The organism is Streptomyces bikiniensis (genome assembly GCF_000716625.1).
In the GTDB taxonomy this organism is placed as follows: domain Bacteria; phylum Actinomycetota; class Actinomycetes; order Streptomycetales; family Streptomycetaceae; genus Streptomyces; species Streptomyces bikiniensis.
The window spans coordinates 16,283-33,182 of sequence record NZ_JNXJ01000036.1; the positions used below are offsets into that span (position 1 = coordinate 16,283).

The window sequence follows — 16,900 nt, forward strand, 5'->3', positions numbered from 1 at the left end:
GATCAGCCGGTCCAGAAGTCCCACCAGCGGGTCAGGATCAGCATGCCGATGATCCCGACGTGCAGGACGGGCAGGACCCAGGTGAACTCGCCGAAGAAGGTCTTCAGGCCGGCGGGGGCCGGGATCACGCCGTGGCGCACGTTGTGCGAGGTGACGTACCAGAACATGACGATGGTCCCGACCCAGGCCAGGCAGCACCACAGGCAGAGCGCGTTGATCTCGTACAGCGACTGGTAGGTGAGCCAGGCGCAGAAGACGACGCCGAAGAGGGTGCCGGCGTTGAGGCCGAGCCAGTACCAGCGCCGGTGGCGGGCGCCGGCGAGCAGGCCGACGCCGATCGCGATCACCATGCCGTACGTGACGAGACCGAGCATCGGGTTGGGGAAGCCGAAGACCGCGGCCTGGTCGCTCTTCATGATGTTGCCGCAGGAGACGACCGGGTTGAGGCTGCACCCGGGGGTGAAGCCGGGGTCCTCCAGGAGCTTGAACTTGTCGATCGTGATGACCCAGGCGGCGAGCAGACCGGCCGCGCCCGTGATCACCAGGAGCCAGGAGAAGGCGCGGCTCGCTCCGATCGTGCCGCGTGCCGGGTCGTCCACCGCTGCTTTCGTCATGTTTCCGATCCATCGGTCGCGGGCTGCTGGGCACGGTCATTCTGCCGTACGGAGGCCCGTGTCCACCGTTCGGTGGGGATAAGGAGGGGCCCGGCGCAGGTGCGCGCCGGGCCCCCTCCGTACGACCGGGCGTCAGGCCAGCTCGGCCCGTACCGCGTCCAGGAGGTCGTCCAGGGCGACGGCCCGCTGCTCGCCGGTCTCCATGTCCTTGAGCTGGACGACGCCCTCGGCGAGGTCGCGCTCGCCGGCGACGACGGCGAGGCGGGCACCCGAGCGGTTGGCGTCCTTCATGGAGCCCTTGAGGCCCTTGCCGCCGAAGGAGAAGTCCGCGGCGATCCCGGCCCTGCGCAGCTCGGTGACCTTGCCGAAGAGGGTCCGGCGGGCCTCCTCGCCGATGGCGACGGCGAAGACGCTGGTGGCGGTGGGCAGGTCGAGTTCGACGCCCTCGGCCTCCAGGGCGAGGACCGTGCGGTCCACGCCGAGCGCCCAGCCGACGGAGGGCAGCGCGGGGCCGCCGATCATCTCGGAGAGGCCGTCGTAGCGGCCGCCGCCGCCGACCGCCGACTGCGAGCCGAGGCCGTCGTGGACGAACTCGAAGGTGGTGCGGGTGTAGTAGTCCAGGCCGCGCACCAGCTTGTCGTCGTCCTCGAAGACCACGCCCGCCGCGCTCACCAGGGCGCGCACCTCCTCGTGGTACGCCTTGCACGCGTCGCACAGGTAGTCGCGCAGGAGCGGCGCGCCGACCAGCTGCTTCTGCACGGACTCGCGCTTGTCGTCGAGGACGCGCAGCGGGTTGATCTCGGCGCGGCGCAGGGTGTCCTCGTCGAGGTCGAGCCCGCGCAGGAAGTCCTGGAGGGCCTCCCGGTAGACGGGGCGGCACTCCTTGTCGCCGAGCGAGTTCAGCAGGATGCGGAAGTTCCGCAGGCCGAGCGAGCGGTAGGCCTGGTCGGCGAGGATGATCAGCTCGGCGTCGAGCGCCGGGTCCTCGGCGCCGATCGCCTCGGCGCCCACCTGCGAGAAGTGGCGGTAGCGGCCCGCCTGGGCCCGCTCGTAGCGGTAGTACGAGCCGGAGTACCAGAGCTTGACCGGCAGGTTGCCGAGCTTGTGCAGATTGCCCTGGAGCGCCGCGCGCAGGACGGACGCGGTGCCCTCAGGGCGCAGCGCCAGCTCCTCGCCGCCCTTGGTGGTGAGGGTGTACATCTCCTTGCTGACGATGTCGGTGGACTCGCCGACACCGCGGGAGAACAGCTTCACGTCCTCGAAGCCGGGGGTCTCGACGTAGCCGTAGCCGGAGTTCCGCAGCGGGGTGGAGATCGCCTCGCGCACCGCGAGGAAGGTCGCGGAGCGGGGCGGCAGCAGGTCGTACGTGCCCTTGGGGGCCTTGAAGGTGCTCACGTGAGTCGTCACATTCCTCGTCGGGGAGCGTCGGGGCTCCCGAGGCCGGCGGCCACCTGCCTGAGGTAGGGGTTGGTGGCGCGCTCCTGGCCGATGGTCGTCTGGGGACCGTGTCCCGACAGCACCACGGTCGAGTTGTCGAGGGGCAGGCACACGCGGGCCAGCGATTCGAGCATCTCGTCCATGTCACCGCCGGGCAGGTCGGTGCGTCCGACGGAGCCGGCGAACAGCAGATCCCCGGAGAAGAACACGGAGGGGACCTCCGCGGTCTCGGGCATCCGGAAGGTCACCGACCCCTTGGTATGGCCGGGCGCGTGGGCGACGGAGAACTCCAGACCGGCGAGCTTCAGCGCGGAGCCGTCGGTGAGCTCGCGCACGTCGTCGGGCTCCCCCACGGTCAGCTCGCCCATGAGGGGCATCCCGATGGAGCGGCCGAGGGCCTTCTCCGGGTCGCTCATCATGTAGCGGTCGGACGGGTGGATCCACGCGGGGACGTCATGGGCGCCGCACACCGGGACGACGGAGGCGACGTGGTCGATGTGTCCATGGGTGAGGACGACGGCGACGGGCTTGAGACGGTGCTTCCTCAGCGTCTCCTCGACGCCCTGCGCGGCCTGGTGGCCGGGGTCGATGATCACGCACTCCTCGCCCGCGGCGGGGGCGACCAGGTAGCAGTTGGTGCCCCAGGCCCCGGCGGGAAAGCCGGCAATCAGCACGTTCGTCCTTGGATGTCGTCCGGCACGGGGCGCGGAAATCACGGGAATGACGGGATTCAGCAGATCAGAGCCTACCGGCGGTCCCGGTTCCACAGCCAACCCGTATACGGTACGGGCACATCCGGCCAGGACAGGAACAGACGAGCGACAAGGAGCGGACCGGTGGTCAGCAGCGATCAGCGGCGGCGGCAGCTTGCCAGGGAGAAGTACGTGCGGCAGCAGCAGCGGCGGGAGGAGAAGCGCCGCAAGGACAAGCGCCGCAACACCGTCGTCGCGGCCGTCCTCGCGGTGGTGCTGGCCTCGGGCGGTGCCGTGTACGCCTCGGTGGCGCTGTCGGACGGCTCGAAGAAGGGCTCGGACAACACGGCCGGCGACACGCCCACCACCCCGGCGCCCTCCCTCTCGCAGGAGTCCGACAACCCGGAGCCGAAGCTCACCGTGGACCGGAAGGCCACGTACGAGATGGCGCTCAAGACCAACACGGGCGACATCGCGATCACCATGGACGCGTCGAAGACCCCGCGCACGGTGAACTCCTTCAAGCACCTCGCGGACAAGAAGTACTTCGACGGGAGCAAGTGCCACCGGCTCACCACGCAGAACATCTACGTGCTCCAGTGCGGCGACCCCCAGGGCACCGGCACGGGCGGCCCCGGCTACACCATTCCGGACGAGAACCTGGACGCCCTCGGCAAGGCCGGCTCGGACGGCGCGGTGACCTTCCCGGCCGGCACCGTGGCCATGGCGAACACCGGGCAGCCGGGCACCGGCGGCTCGCAGTTCTTCCTCGTCTACAAGGACACCAAGCTGCCGCCGACCTACACCCCCTTCGGGAAGATCGACGCGGCCGGGCTCAAGGCGGTCCAGGAGGTCGCCGCGGCCGGTGTCGAGGGCGGCGCCGGGGACGGCGCCCCGAAGAAGGCCGTGACCATCGAGAAGGCCACCGTCACGAAGAAGTGAGCCCGCGCGTCCGCACCGGCGGGCCGACCGTCGAATCTCGGTCGCGCTGAGTGCGGACAGCCGGGCCGCCGTTCGCCTAGATTGGCGGTGTGCAGCGTGGGCCGTCGGCCGCGCTGCGGAAGGCGGGCGAGGCCCGCCGGGAAACTGTGGACGATGCCCGCGGGGTGCGACCCCGCGACGGCATCATGGTGAGGAGGCGCTGTGAGCAGCGACCCGTGGGGCCGCGTCGACGAGACGGGCACCGTGTACGTGCGGACGGCCGAGGGTGAGAAGGTCGTCGGATCGTGGCAGGCCGGCACCCCCGAGGAGGCCCTGGCCTACTTCGAGCGCAAGTACGAGGGCCTGGTGGTCGAGATCGGCCTCCTCGAGAAGCGGGTGAGGACCACCGACCTCTCGGCGAAGGACGCCACCGCGGCGATCGAGCACATCCGGCACCAGGTCGACGAGCACCATGTCGTCGGTGACCTGGCCGCGCTCTCCGCCCGGCTGGACAAGCTGGTCGAGACGGTCGAATCGCGCCGCGAGGAGCGCCGGGCCCAGAAGGCGAAGCAGGCCGACGAGGCGCGCGCCGCCAAGGAGAAGCTCGTCACGGAGGCCGAGGAGCTGGCCCAGAGCGAGCAGTGGCGTTCGGCGGGCGAGCGGCTGCGGGCGCTCGTGGACACCTGGAAGGGACTTCCCCGGCTCGACCGGAAGTCCGACGACGAGCTGTGGCACCGCTTCTCGCACGCCCGCTCGGCGTTCTCGAAGCGCCGCAAGGCCCACTTCGCGTCCCTGGACGCGCAGCGCGAGGAGGCCCGCAAGGCGAAGGAGCGCCTGGTCGCGGAGGCGGAGTCCCTGTCGAACTCCACCGACTGGGGGGCCACGGCGGCCCGCTACCGCGAGCTGATGACGGACTGGAAGGCGGCCGGCCGCGCCCAGCGCGAGCACGAGGACGACCTGTGGAACCGCTTCCGCGGCGCCCAGGACGTCTTCTTCGCGGCGCGCGGCGAGGTCTTCGCCGAGCGGGACGCGGAGCAGGGCGAGAACCTGAAGCTGAAGGAGGAGCTCGCGGCCGAGGCCGAGAAGCTCGTCCCGGTGACGGACCTGAAGGCGGCCCGCGCGGCCTTCCGCTCCCTCAACGAGCGCTGGGAGGCCGTCGGCCACGTCCCGCGGGACGCCCGTCCCAAGGTCGAGGGCCGGATGCACGCGGTGGAGCGGGCGATCCAGGAGGCCGAGGAGGCCGAGTGGCGCCGGACGAACCCGGAGGCGCGCGCGCGTGCGGCGGGTCTGACCGGTCAGCTCCAGGACGCGGTCGAGAAGCTGCGCAAGCAGATCGACGCGGCCCGCGCCGCCGGCAACGACGCCAAGGCCGACAAGCTCTCGCGCGAGCTGGAGGGCCGCCAGGCCCTGCTCGACCAGGCCCTGAAGGGTCTGGAGGAGTTCGGCGGCTGATCCCGTCGTAGGGACGCGAAGGGGGCGGCCCCGGTACGCAGGTACCGGGGCCGCCCTTCTCGTACGCCCTCGTTACGGCCGGCGGGCCGAGGTCACGCGGTAGACGTCGTAGACGCCCTCCACGCCCCGCACGGCCTTCAGGACGTGGCCCAGGTGCTTCGGGTCGCCCATCTCGAAGGTGAAGCGGGAGGTGGCAACCCGGTCGCGGGAGGTCTGGACGGCCGCCGAGAGGATGTTGACGTGCTGGTCCGAGAGGACCCGGGTGACGTCGGAGAGCAGCCGGGAGCGGTCCAGGGCCTCGACCTGGATGGCGACGAGGAAGACCGAGGACTGGGTCGGGGCCCACTCGACCTCCAGGATCCGCTCCGGCTCCCGGGACAGCGAGTCCACGTTGACGCAGTCGCTGCGGTGGACCGACACCCCGCTGCCCCGGGTCACGAAGCCGATGATCGGGTCGCCGGGCACGGGGGTGCAGCAGCGGGCCAGCTTCACCCAGACGTCCTCGACGCCCTTGACGACGACGCCGGGGTCGGCGTTCGAGCGGCGCTTGGAGCGGCCCCGGGTCGGCGGCGCGGACTCGTCGATGTCCTCGGTGGCGGCCTCCTCGCCGCCGAGCGCCTGGACCAGCTTCTGCACGATGGACTGGGCCGTGACGTGGCCCTCGCCGATCGCCGCGTACAGCGAGGAGATGTCGCTGTAGCGCATCTCGTGGGCGAGGGTGACGAGGGAGTCGCCGGTGAGGATCCGCTGGATCGGCAGGTTCTGCTTGCGCATGGCCCGCGCGATGGCGTCCTTGCCCTGCTCGATGGCCTCGTCCCGGCGCTCCTTGGAGAACCAGGCGCGGATCTTGTTGCGGGCGCGCGGGGACTTGACGAAGCCGAGCCAGTCGCGGGAGGGACCGGCGCCGGCGGCCTTGGAGGTGAAGACCTCGACCAGGTCGCCGTTGTCGAGGGTCGATTCGAGCGGGACCAGCCGTCCGTTGACCCGCGCCCCTATCGTGCGGTGGCCGACCTCGGTGTGCACCGCGTAGGAGAAGTCGACCGGGGTGGCGCCGGCGGGCAGCGCGATCACGTCGCCCTTGGGCGTGAAGACGAAGACCTCGTTGCGGGAGAGGTCGAAGCGCAGGGACTCCAGGAACTCGCCGGGATCCTCGGTCTCCTTCTGCCAGTCGAGGAGCTGGCGGAGCCACGCCATGTCGTTGAGGTGGTCGTCCTTGCCGGTCTTCCTCGGCACGTCGGTGCGCACCTTGGAGGCGCCGGCGACGGCCTCCTGCTTGTACTTCCAGTGCGCGGCGATGCCGTACTCGGCGCGCCGGTGCATGTCGAAGGTGCGGATCTGGAGCTCGACGGGCTTGCCGTTGGGCCCGATGACCGTCGTGTGCAACGACTGGTACATGTTGAACTTCGGCATCGCGATGTAGTCCTTGAACCGGCCGGGGACCGGGTTCCACCGCGCGTGGACGGTGCCGAGGGCCGCGTAGCAGTCGCGGACGGTGTCCACGAGGACGCGGATGCCGACCAGGTCGTAGATCTCCGCGAAGTCCCGGCCGCGGACGATCATCTTCTGGTAGACGCTGTAGTAGTGCTTGGGACGGCCGGTGACGGTGGCCTTGATGCGGGCGGCGCGCAGGTCGGCCTGGACCTCGTCGGTGACGACGGCCAGGTACTCGTCCCGCTTGGGGGCGCGCTCGGCGACGAGCCGGACGATCTCGTCGTACATCTTGGGGTAGAGGATCGCGAAGGCGAGGTCCTCCAGCTCCCACTTGATGGTGTTCATGCCGAGCCGGTGGGCCAGCGGGGCGTAGATCTCCAGGGTCTCGCGGGCCTTCTTCTCCTGCTTCTCCCGCTTGAGGTAGCGCATGGTGCGCATGTTGTGCAGGCGGTCGGCGAGCTTGATGACCAGGACGCGCGGGTCCTTGGCCATGGCGACGACCATCTTGCGGACGGTCTCGGCCTGGGCGGCCTCGCCGAACTTGACCTTGTCGAGCTTGGTGACGCCGTCGACGAGGAGCGCGACCTGGTCGCCGAAGTCCCGGCGGAGGGTGTCGAGGCCGTACTCGGTGTCCTCGACGGTGTCGTGCAGGAGCCCGGCCATCAGGGTCGCCGGGTCCATGCCGAGCTCGGCGAGGATGGTGGTGACGGCGAGCGGGTGCGTGATGTACGGGTCGCCGCTCTTGCGCTTCTGGCCGCGGTGCCAGCGCTCGGCGACCTGGTAGGCCCGCTCGATCTGGCGCAAAGTGGCCGTTTCGATCTTGGGATCGTTGGAGCGGACGATCCGCAGCAGCGGTTCGAGGACCGGGTTGTACGGGGAGGAGCGCTGCACGCCGAGGCGGGCGAGGCGGGCGCGGACGCGGTTGGACGAGCCGCCCGAGCGGGCGGGGGCGTTCGACGCGGAGCGCGCGGCCGCGGGGGCCGGCTCGGGCGCGGCGGGCGCGGGCCCGGTCTCCGCGGGCTTGTTCAGGGGCGTGCCGGTTCCCGGCGCGGCCTTTTCGGCCTTCGGGTCGGGCTGCGCGGCGGAGAGTGGCTGGGCCTCGTCTGGCAAAGAGCGCTCCTCTGGGGTCTCCCCGGACGGAGTCTGGGGGAGGTTCCGGGTCCCCCGGTCAGGCCCGGAACGCCATGGTATCGAGCCCGGACCCGCGCTGCTCACGCGCCCGGGGGGTGAACGGTTCCGGCCACGGGCGGCGTCCGCCTCCGGGCGGCCGGAACAGGGCACTCCGGAGAACGACGGGGGCGCTCCGGGGATTCCCCGGAGCGCCCCCGTGCTGGACGGATCCCTGTGTCAGACGGTGATCAGCGCCGTGAGCGGAGCGCCCTTCAGGGCCGGTTCCAGGCGGGCGCGGCCCGGCAGGAAGCCCAGCTCCATGAGGACGGCGACGCCCGCGACCTCGGCGCCCGCGCGGCGGACGAGCTCGATGGAGGCCTCGGCCGTGCCGCCGGTGGCGAGGACGTCGTCGATGACCATGACGCGGTCGCCCGCCGCCAGGTCCTCGGCGTGCACCTCGATCTCGGCGGTGCCGTACTCCAGCTCGTACGCCTGGCGGAGCGTGGCCCCGGGGAGCTTGCCGGCCTTGCGGACCGGGATGAAGCCCAGGCCCGCGCGGACGGCCACCGGGGCGGCCAGGATGAAGCCGCGGGCCTCCAGGCCGACGACCTTCGTCGCGCCGTGCGCGGAGCACAGCCCGGCGAGGGTGCCGGTGAGGGCCCCGAACGCCTCCGGGTCCGCGAGCAGCGGCGTGATGTCCTTGAACAGCACGCCCGGCTTCGGGTAGTCCGGTACGTCGCGGATGCGGCTGAGCAGGAGGCCGGTGACGTCCTGGGCTCCGGCGGTCATCCCCGGTGCTCCTGGGCGCGGCCCCGGCGGCCGGCCCGGGGACCGACGACGGCGGCCTCGGTGCCGTCGGCGAACGCGTCCGTGCCGTCCGCGGACTCGCCCTTGGCCGCGGCACCGGCCCTCTTGGCGAGGACGCGCCTCTTGAGGGCCTTGATCGCCGGGTCGCGCTCCTTGAGGTCGGCGACGAGCGGGGTGGCGATGAAGATCGACGAGTACGCGCCGGCCGCGAGGCCCACGAACAGCGACAGCGAGATGTCGTTGAGCATGCCGGCCCCGAGGACGCCGCCGCCGATGAAGAGCAGGCCGGCGACCGGGAGGAGCGCGACGACGGTGGTGTTGATCGAACGGACCAGGGTGCCGTTGATCGAGCGGTTGGCCAGCTCGCTGTAGGTGAAGCGGGTCTGCTTCGTGACGTCCTTCGTGGACTCCTTGAGGGAGTCGAAGACGACCACCGTGTCGTACAGCGAATAGCCGAGGATCGTCAACAGGCCGATGACCGTGCCGACGGTGACCTCGAAGCCGACCAGGGAGTAGATGCCCACGGTGATGGTGAGGTCGTGGATGAGGGCGATGAGCGCCGCGACCGCCATTCTCCACTCGAAGGCGATGGCCAGGTAGATCACCACGAGGATCATGAAGACCCCGAGGCCGGTCCAGGCCTTGTTGGCGATCTGCTCGCCCCAGCTGGGGCCGACCAGTTCGGCCGCGATCTTGTCCTCGGTGACGTTGAGGTCCTTGGCGAGCTCCGCGCGGACCCGGTCGGACTGGGCGGTGTCGAGGGCGCCGACCTGGATGCGCAGCGAGCCGTTGCCGAGCTGCTGGACGATCGCGTCGTGGCCGGAGGCCTCTTCCGCGTACTCCTGGGCCTGGCTGACGGTGACGTCCGTCTTCGGGGTGGTGAAGACGGCGCCGCCCTGGAACTCGATGCCCATGTTGAGGCCGCGGACGGCCAGGGCGACGATGGCGGTGATGGTGATCAGGACGGACAGGCCGTACCAGATCTTGCGGTTGCCGATGAAGTCGTAGCCGACCTCACCTCGGTGGAGCCGGGCGCCGAGATCTCCGAGCTTCGACATCTCACGCCTCCTTCGGGTCGACAGGGCCGGCGGGGGCGGTGGTGCGGCGGGTGCGGCGCAGTGGCGGCTTGGCGCCGAGGCGCTTCGGGTCGAGGCCGGACCACGCGTGGCCGTTGCCGAAGAACTTGGTCCGCGCGAGCAGCGTCATGACCGGCTTGGTGAAGAGGAACACCACGACGATGTCGAGCAGGGTGGTCAGGCCGAGCGTGAACGCGAAGCCCTGGACCTTGCCGACGGTGACGATGAAGAGCACGGCCGCGGCCAGGAACGACACGAAGTCGGAGACCAGGATGGTGCGGCGGGCGCGCGGCCAGGCGCGCTCGACGGCCGGGCGGAGCGTGCGGCCCTCGCGGAGCTCGTCGCGGATGCGCTCGAAGTAGACGATGAAGGAGTCCGCGGTGATGCCGATGGCGACGATGGCGCCGCAGACGGCCGGCAGGTTCAGCGCGAAGCCGATGGCCGGGCCGAGCAGGGCCATGATCACGTAGGTGAGGAGCGCGGAGACGCCGAGGCTGAGGATGGCGACCAGCGACAGGCCCCGGTAGTAGACGACCAGGTAGATGACGACGAGACCGAGGCCGATGGCACCGGCGATCAGGCCGGCCTCCAGCTGCTCGCCGCCGAGCGCGGCGGTGACGGTGTCGACGCTCTGGGTCTGGAAGGAGAGCGGCAGGGCGCCGTAGGACAGGATGTTCCCGAGGTCCTGGGCCGACTCCTGGTTGAAGTTGCCGGAGATCTCGGCGCTGGCGCTCAGCGTCTGGCGGACCGAGGGGGCCGAGACGACCTCGCCGTCGAGGACGATCGCGAACCGGTTCTGGGGGTCGGCCTGCTGCGACAGCTTGCCGGTGATCGACTGGAACTTCTTGGATCCGGCGTCCGTGAAGTCCATGGTGACGATCCACATGCCGCGCTGCTGGTCGAAGGCGCCCTTGGCGTCGTCGACGTCACGGCCGTCCACCTCGGCCGGGCCGAGGAGGTACTTCGACCAGACGCCCGGGGCGTCCTCGCCGCAGGCCACGGTGGACTGGTCCGGCTTGACGCCCTGGCCGGCGGCCGTGCGCTGCTTGGGGTCGAGGCAGTTCAGGGCGGTGAACTTCTGCTCCAGCGCCGCGGCGGCGGGGTCGGGCGTGGGGGTCGCCTGCGGGGTCCCGGTGGCCTTCGGCGTCGCGGAGGACGAGGGCGAGGCGCTGCCGGAGGGGGTCGGGCTCGGGGCCTTGAGGGCCTCGGTGAGCGCGCGGCCCTGGGTGGAGGCGGTGGCCGACGGGGTGGCCGAGGACTTCTCGCCCGCGGTCGGGGCGGAGGAGGAGGCCGAGGGCTTCGGCGAGGCGGAGCCCGAGGGGGTGGCGGTCGGCGCCTCCTGGGGCGCGCCGTTCGCCACCGCGAGGACGGGCCGGAAGTAGAGCTGGGCGGTGGTGCCGACCTGCTCGCGGGCCTGCTTCTCGTTCGTCCCGCGGGGGATGTTGACGATGATGTTCTCGCGGCCCTGGGTCTGGACCTCGGCCTCGGAGACACCCAGACCGTTGACACGGCGCTCGATGATGTCGACCGCCGTGTTCATGTTGGTCTCGTTGACCGCCGACTCCTGGCCGGGGTCGGCCTTGGCCTTGAGCGTGATCGACGTACCGCCGGCGAGGTCGATGCCGAGGCGCGGGGTGGTGTGCCCCGACCAGAACATGCCGCCGGTGAGCGCGACCATGGCGATCACGATGAGTGCCAGGGCGCGGCCCGGCCGGCTCTGTCCCCCCGCCGGCCTTCGGCCCTTCTTCGGTGCTGCCACCTGTCGTATCTCCCTGTCCAACCGTCGCGCGACGGGTGTGCGCGCGACGGCCACGAAGTATGTGTGGGGACCATCCCCCGAGACGTGGAACCGTTCGGGGGCGCGCGCACGCCCGGTGGGCGTGCGCGCGGTCCCCCGCCGCGATTACTTCGCGCCGGTCTCGCCGTCGGTCTTGCCGTCCTTCTCCCCCTCGGCGGCGGCCTCGGCCGCGTCCGCCTTCTTCGTCAGGTCGGCCTTGGGCGCGTCCTCGGCGGTGACGTCGGTGGCGCCGGTCAGGGAGGAGGCGTCGTCCGGGACGACGGCGTCGGAGCCCGAGGCCTCGTCGCTGTCGTCGTCGCCGTGGACGATCCGGTTGTACTCGGAGTCCTCCAGGACCGCGCCGATCGCGTTCTTGGCGTAGACGGCGTGCACGCCCGGGGCGACCTCGAGGAGAACGGTCTCGTCGGAGATCTCCTTGACGGTGGCGTACATCCCCCCGATCGTGCGTACGCCGGTGCCGGGCTGCATCTCGTCGCGCATCCGCGCCGCCTGCTGCTGCTTCTTCTTGGCGGAGCGGGTCATCAGGAACATGGCCCCGATGAGGACGATGAAGGGGAGGAGGGTCACGATGCTCACGGGACGGGTTTCCTTCGCACGGTCGCGGAGAACCCGCGGCCTGATCTTCGGGGGTGGGCGCGCCGACCGGAAAGGGCGGCATCGGCGGAGTCTAGGCGAGTCCGCATCGATGGAACAACGTCCAGCATCGCACCCCGGTTCCGGTCCGGGCGAGCGTCCGCACCGTCACGCCCCGAAGAGCCCCTGTTGTCCCGTTCCCGCGCCGCCCGTGCCCGCTGCCTGCGGCGGAACGAGGCCGAGGTGCGTCCAGGCGGCGGGAGTGGCGACCCGGCCACGGGGGGTGCGGGCCAGCAGGCCCTCGCGCACGAGGAAGGGTTCGGCGACCTCCTCGACGGTCTCGCGCTCCTCCCCGACCGCGACCGCGAGGGTGGACAGGCCGACCGGTCCGCCGCCGAAGAGCTTGAGGAGGGCCTCCAGGACGGCCCGGTCGAGGCGGTCGAGGCCGCGGCCGTCGACCTCGTAGACGCTGAGGGCGGCCTCGGAGATCTCCCGGGTGATCACTCCGTCCGCCTTGACCTGGGCGTAGTCGCGGACCCGGCGCAGCAGGCGGTTGGCGATGCGGGGGGTGCCGCGCGAGCGGCCGGCGATCTCGGCGGCGCCGGCCGGGTCGATCGTGACGTCGAGGAGTCCGGCGGAGCGGTGGATGACGCGCTGGAGCTCGGCCGGGTCGTAGAACTCCATGTGGGCGGTGAAGCCGAAGCGGTCGCGCAGCGGGGGCGGCAGGAGTCCGGCCCGGGTGGTGGCGCCGACGAGGGTGAAGGGCGGCAGTTCGAGGGGGATGGCGGTGGCGCCGGGGCCCTTGCCGACGATGACGTCGACGCGGAAGTCCTCCATGGCCATGTAGAGCATCTCCTCGGCGGGCCGGGACATGCGGTGGATCTCGTCGAGGAAGAGGATCTCGCCCTCCTGGAGGGAGGAGAGGATCGCGGCGAGGTCTCCGGCGTGCTGGATGGCGGGACCGGAGGTGATGCGGATCGGGGCGTTCATCTCGGCCGCGATGATCATCGAGAGGGTGGTCTTGCCGAGGCCGGGGGCGCCGGAGAGCAGGACGTGGTCGGCGGTGGCGCCGCGCTGCCGGGCGGCCTTGAGGACCAGGTCGAGCTGCTGGCGGACCTTCTCCTGACCGACGAACTCGCTGAGGTCCTTGGGGCGCAGGGCCGCCTCGACGGCCTGGTCGTCGCCCTCGGCGGCGGCGTCGACGATGCGCGCCTCGGCGTCGGGTGCCCCGGCGGTGGTGTCGTCGTCCCAGTTCACGGTGGATGCCTTCTCGTTCGTACGGCCCGGCCGGGCGGGGTCGGGGGTGGTCAGCGGGCGCGGTTGAGGGTCTGCAGGGCGGCGCGGAGCAGCTGCGGTACGGGGGCGGTGCCGGTCTCGGCGAGGGCGGCCTCGGCCTGCGGGGTGACGGCGCCGACGGCCTCCTCGGCCTCGCGGCTCGCGTAGCCGAGGCCGATGAGGGCGGCGGTGAGCTGTTCGGTCCAGGGGGCGGGGCCGGCGGCGACGCGCTGGGCCCCGACGAGGCCGCTGCTGCCGAGGGGGGTGCCGAGCTTGTCCTTCAGTTCGAGGAGGAGCTTCTGCGCGCCCTTCTTCCCGATGCCGGGGACGGCCGTGAGGGCCTTCTCGTCGCCGGTGGAGACGGCGAGGCGCAGCGCGTCGGGGCTGTGCACGCCGAGCATGGCCTGGGCGAGGCGGGGGCCGACGCCGCTGGCGGTCTGGAGGAGCTCGAAGACCTGCCGCTCGTCGTCGTCGGCGAAGCCGTACAGGGTGAGGGAGTCCTCGCGGACGACGAGGGAGGTGGCGAGCCGGGCGTCCTCGCCGATCCGCAGCCCGGCGATGGTCGCCGGGGTGCACTGGAGGGCCATGCCCACGCCGCCGACCTGGATGACGGCCGTGGTGGGGGCGAGGGCGGCGACCTGGCCGCTGACGAACGCGATCATCGGGTTCGGCCTTTCACTGCGGACGCGTGCCGTGCGGCCGCCTCCTGGAGGCGGTTCTGGGCGGCGACGGCCTGTTGGAGGCGGTTCTGGGCGGGGGCCCGCCAGATGTGGCAGATGGCGAGGGCGAGGGCGTCGGCGGCGTCGGCCGGCCTGGGCGGCTCGGCGAGCCGGAGCAGCCGGGTCACCATGGTGCCGACCTGGGCCTTGTCGGCGCGGCCGCTGCCGGTGACGGCGGCCTTGACCTCGCTGGGGGTGTGCAGGGCGACGGGGATGCCGCGGCGGGAGGCGCAGAGCATGGCGACCGCGCTGGCCTGGGCGGTGCCCATCACCGTACGGACGTTGTGCTGGCTGAACACCCGCTCCACGGCGACGAGTTCGGGCGAGTAGCGGTCGATCCACTCCTCCATGCCCTGCTCGATGCCGACCAGGCGCATGCCGATGTCGGCGTCCGCGGGCGTCCGCACCACCCCGACGCCGAGCATGGTCAGGGGCCGGCCGGCGACGCCCTCGACGACGCCGACGCCGCACCGGGTGAGCCCGGGGTCCACTCCGAGTACGCGCACGCCGCCCCCTCTCTTCGATCTCCTGTTTGAGTCGATCTCCTGTTTGAGCAGGCTATCGGCTGCCACCGACAACGCGGCGGGCCGACGGGAGCGTGTCCCCGTCGGCCCGCCGCGTGAAGCAGGTGATCAGGCGTCGACCTTCGCCATGACCTCGTCGCTGACGTCGAAGTTGGCGAAGACGTTCTGCACGTCGTCGCTGTCCTCCAGCGCGTCGATCAGCTTGAACATCTTGCGCGCGCCCTCCTCGTCCAGCTCGACCTGCATGGTCGGGACGAAGCTGGAGTCGGCGGAGTCGTAGTCGATGCCGGCCTCCTGGAGGGCGGTGCGGACCGCGACCAGGTCGGTGGCCTCGCTGATGACCTCGAAGGACTCGCCGAGGTCGTTGACCTCCTCGGCGCCCGCGTCGAGGACCGCGCCCAGGACGTCGTCCTCGGTCAGCTCGCCCTTGGGGAGCACGACGACGCCCTTGCGGTTGAACAGGTACGAGACGGAGCCCGGGTCGGCCATGGAGCCGCCGTTGCGGGTCATGGCCACGCGCACGTCGGAGGCGGCGCGGTTGCGGTTGTCGGTGAGGCACTCGATGAGCACCGCGACGCCGTTCGGGCCGTAGCCCTCGTACATGATCGTGGCGTAGTCGACGCCGCCGGCCTCCAGGCCGCCGCCGCGCTTGACCGCGGAGTCGATGTTCTTGTTCGGGACGGAGCTCTTCTTCGCCTTCTGGATGGCGTCGTAGAGGGTCGGGTTGCCGTCCGGGTCGGCGCCGCCCGTACGGGCCGCGACCTCGATGTTCTTGATCAGCTTCGCGAAGAGCTTGCCGCGCTTGGCGTCGATCACGGCCTTCTTGTGCTTCGTCGTAGCCCATTTAGAGTGGCCGGACATCTGCCTGTCTCCTTCGCGTAACCCATTTCTGAACGAACCCCAGAGATCCTACCGGGATCGGATCAGCCCGCCGTGCGCACCATGTCGACGAACAGGGCGTGGATGCGGTGGTCGCCGGTCAGTTCGGGATGGAACGAGGTCGCGAGCGCCCGGCCCTGCCGTACGGCGACGACATGGCCCTCGTGCTCGGCGAGGACCTCGACGTCCGCGCCGACCGACTCGACCCAGGGGGCCCGGATGAAGACGCCCTCGACGGGGCCGTCCTCGATGCCCGCGACGGTGACGCCGGCCTCGAAGGACTCGTTCTGGCGGCCGAAGGCGTTGCGGCGGACGATCATGTCGATGCCGCCGAAGGTCTCCTGGCCCGAGCGCGGGTCGAGGATCTTGTCGGCGAGCATGATCAGGCCGGCGCAGGTGCCGTAGACCGGCAGGCCGGCGGCGATGCGCTCGCGCAGCGGCTCCATGAGGCCGAAGAGCGCGGCCAGCTTGGAGATGGTGGTGGACTCGCCACCGGGGACGACCAGGCCGTCGACCTCGGCCAGTTCTTCGGGGCGCCTCACCGGCCTGGCCACGGCGTCCGCCGCGGCCAGGGCGATCAGGTGCTCCCGTACGTCGCCCTGGAGGGCCAGGACACCTATCACGGGAGTGCTGCTCATCGGTGCTTACCAGCCCCGGTTGGCGTAGCGCTCGGCCTCGGGGAGGGTGTCGCAGTTGATGCCGACCATGGCCTCGCCCAGGTTGCGGGAGGCGTCCGCGATGACCTTCGGGTCGTCGTAGAAGGTGGTGGCCTTCACGATGGCGGCGGCGCGCTTGGCCGGGTCGCCCGACTTGAAGATGCCGGAGCCGACGAAGACGCCCTCGGCGCCGAGCTGGCGCATGAGCGCGGCGTCGGCGGGGGTGGCGACGCCACCGGCGGAGAACAGGACGACCGGGAGCTTGCCGAGCTCGGCGACCTCCTTGACGAGCTCGTACGGGGCGCGCAGCTCCTTGGCGGCGGCGAACAGCTCGTTGTTGTCGAAGCCGCGCAGCTTGGCGATCTCGTTCTTGATCTGGCGCAGGTGGCGGACGGCCTCGACGACGTTGCCGGTGCCGGCCTCGCCCTTGGAGCGGATCATGGCCGCGCCCTCGGCGATGCGGCGCAGGGCCTCGCCCAGGTTGGTGGCGCCGCAGACGAAGGGGGTGGTGAAGGCCCACTTGTCGGAGTGGTTGACCTCGTCGGCCGGGGTGAGGACCTCGGACTCGTCGATGTAGTCGACGCCGAGGGACTGCAGGACCTGGGCCTCGACGAAGTGGCCGATGCGGGACTTGGCCATCACCGGGATGGAGACCGCGCCGATGATCTCCTCGATCATGTTCGGGTCGGACATGCGGGCCACGCCGCCGTCCTTGCGGATGTCCGCGGGGACCCGCTCCAGGGCCATGACGGCCACGGCGCCGGCGTCCTCGGCGATCTTCGCCTGCTCGGCGTTGACCACGTCCATGATCACGCCGCCCTTGAGCTGCTCGGCCATGCCGCGCTTCACGCGCGCGGTGCCGGTCTCGGGGGACGAGGAGGGGGTGGAAGGCGTGGTGGACACGGATACCTCACTGGTGACAACGGGGGTTGACGA

Annotated in this window: 16 protein-coding genes; 2 read left to right on the plus strand and 14 right to left on the minus strand. The window is 71.3% G+C overall.

Features of this window, described 5'->3' with window-relative positions; genetic code table 11:
- Positions 1-2: 2 nt before the first annotated feature.
- The 3 genes from OO47_RS25090 to OO47_RS25100 form a co-directional block, all read right to left on the minus strand.
- Complete coding sequence (locus OO47_RS25090) at positions 3-614, minus strand: vitamin K epoxide reductase family protein (RefSeq protein ID WP_030214911.1); 612 nt, start codon at positions 612-614, stop codon at positions 3-5.
- Between the two features lie 132 nt (positions 615-746).
- Positions 747-2,009: a histidine--tRNA ligase gene (hisS, locus tag OO47_RS25095; protein ID WP_030214908.1), complete on the minus strand. Its 1,263-nt coding sequence runs from the start codon at positions 2,007-2,009 to the stop codon at positions 747-749.
- Between the two features lie 8 nt (positions 2,010-2,017).
- Positions 2,018-2,725: an MBL fold metallo-hydrolase gene (locus OO47_RS25100; RefSeq protein WP_030214905.1), complete on the minus strand. Its 708-nt coding sequence runs from the start codon at positions 2,723-2,725 to the stop codon at positions 2,018-2,020.
- Between the two features lie 162 nt (positions 2,726-2,887).
- Between OO47_RS25100 and OO47_RS25105 the strand changes: the two genes are divergently transcribed.
- A complete protein-coding gene (locus OO47_RS25105) occupies positions 2,888-3,685 on the plus strand; it encodes a peptidylprolyl isomerase (RefSeq protein WP_030214902.1) in 798 nt (265 codons plus the stop codon).
- 201 nt (positions 3,686-3,886) lie between these two features.
- Positions 3,887-5,116, plus strand: a complete 1,230-nt coding sequence (locus OO47_RS25110; RefSeq protein ID WP_030214899.1) for a DUF349 domain-containing protein — start codon at positions 3,887-3,889, stop codon at positions 5,114-5,116.
- Between the two features lie 72 nt (positions 5,117-5,188).
- Here the strand turns inward: OO47_RS25110 and OO47_RS25115 are convergent, their stop codons facing one another.
- The 11 genes from OO47_RS25115 to pdxS form a co-directional block, all read right to left on the minus strand.
- On the minus strand, positions 5,189-7,657 hold the full coding sequence (locus OO47_RS25115; protein ID WP_030214896.1) for a RelA/SpoT family protein: 2,469 nt from the start codon (positions 7,655-7,657) through the stop codon (positions 5,189-5,191).
- A gap of 237 nt (positions 7,658-7,894) precedes the next feature.
- Complete coding sequence (locus OO47_RS25120; RefSeq protein ID WP_030214893.1) at positions 7,895-8,446, minus strand: adenine phosphoribosyltransferase; 552 nt, start codon at positions 8,444-8,446, stop codon at positions 7,895-7,897.
- Positions 8,443-9,522 carry a protein translocase subunit SecF gene (secF, locus tag OO47_RS25125; RefSeq protein WP_030214890.1) on the minus strand — a complete coding sequence of 360 codons (1,080 nt, stop codon included), beginning with the start codon at positions 9,520-9,522 and terminating at the stop codon, positions 8,443-8,445. Before secF ends, OO47_RS25120 begins: the two co-directional genes overlap by 4 nt.
- Position 9,523: 1 nt before the next feature.
- A complete protein-coding gene (secD, locus tag OO47_RS25130) occupies positions 9,524-11,299 on the minus strand; it encodes a protein translocase subunit SecD (RefSeq protein ID WP_030214887.1) in 1,776 nt (591 codons plus the stop codon).
- Positions 11,300-11,443: 144 nt separating this feature from the next.
- The gene (yajC, locus tag OO47_RS25135; RefSeq protein WP_030214883.1) at positions 11,444-11,914 is read right to left on the minus strand and encodes a preprotein translocase subunit YajC; all 471 of its coding nucleotides are present in this window, start codon (positions 11,912-11,914) and stop codon (positions 11,444-11,446) included.
- 165 nt (positions 11,915-12,079) lie between these two features.
- Positions 12,080-13,168 carry a Holliday junction branch migration DNA helicase RuvB gene (gene ruvB / locus OO47_RS25140; RefSeq protein ID WP_030214880.1) on the minus strand — a complete coding sequence of 363 codons (1,089 nt, stop codon included), beginning with the start codon at positions 13,166-13,168 and terminating at the stop codon, positions 12,080-12,082.
- A 50-nt stretch (positions 13,169-13,218) separates the two neighbouring features.
- Positions 13,219-13,848, minus strand: a complete 630-nt coding sequence (gene ruvA, locus OO47_RS25145; RefSeq protein WP_030214878.1) for a Holliday junction branch migration protein RuvA — start codon at positions 13,846-13,848, stop codon at positions 13,219-13,221.
- Positions 13,845-14,411 (minus strand): crossover junction endodeoxyribonuclease RuvC, encoded by a 567-nt coding sequence (ruvC, locus tag OO47_RS25150; protein ID WP_030214875.1) that lies wholly within the window; start codon positions 14,409-14,411, stop codon positions 13,845-13,847. The genes ruvA and ruvC overlap by 4 nt, the downstream gene beginning before the upstream one ends.
- A 126-nt stretch (positions 14,412-14,537) precedes the next feature.
- A complete protein-coding gene (locus OO47_RS25155) occupies positions 14,538-15,290 on the minus strand; it encodes a YebC/PmpR family DNA-binding transcriptional regulator (protein WP_030214870.1) in 753 nt (250 codons plus the stop codon).
- Positions 15,291-15,352: 62 nt separating this feature from the next.
- Positions 15,353-15,946, minus strand: coding sequence for a pyridoxal 5'-phosphate synthase glutaminase subunit PdxT (pdxT, locus tag OO47_RS25160; RefSeq protein WP_030214867.1), 594 nt, complete (start codon positions 15,944-15,946; stop codon positions 15,353-15,355).
- A 6-nt stretch (positions 15,947-15,952) separates the two neighbouring features.
- Positions 15,953-16,867: a pyridoxal 5'-phosphate synthase lyase subunit PdxS gene (pdxS, locus tag OO47_RS25165; protein WP_030214865.1), complete on the minus strand. Its 915-nt coding sequence runs from the start codon at positions 16,865-16,867 to the stop codon at positions 15,953-15,955.
- Positions 16,868-16,900: the final 33 nt, after the last annotated feature.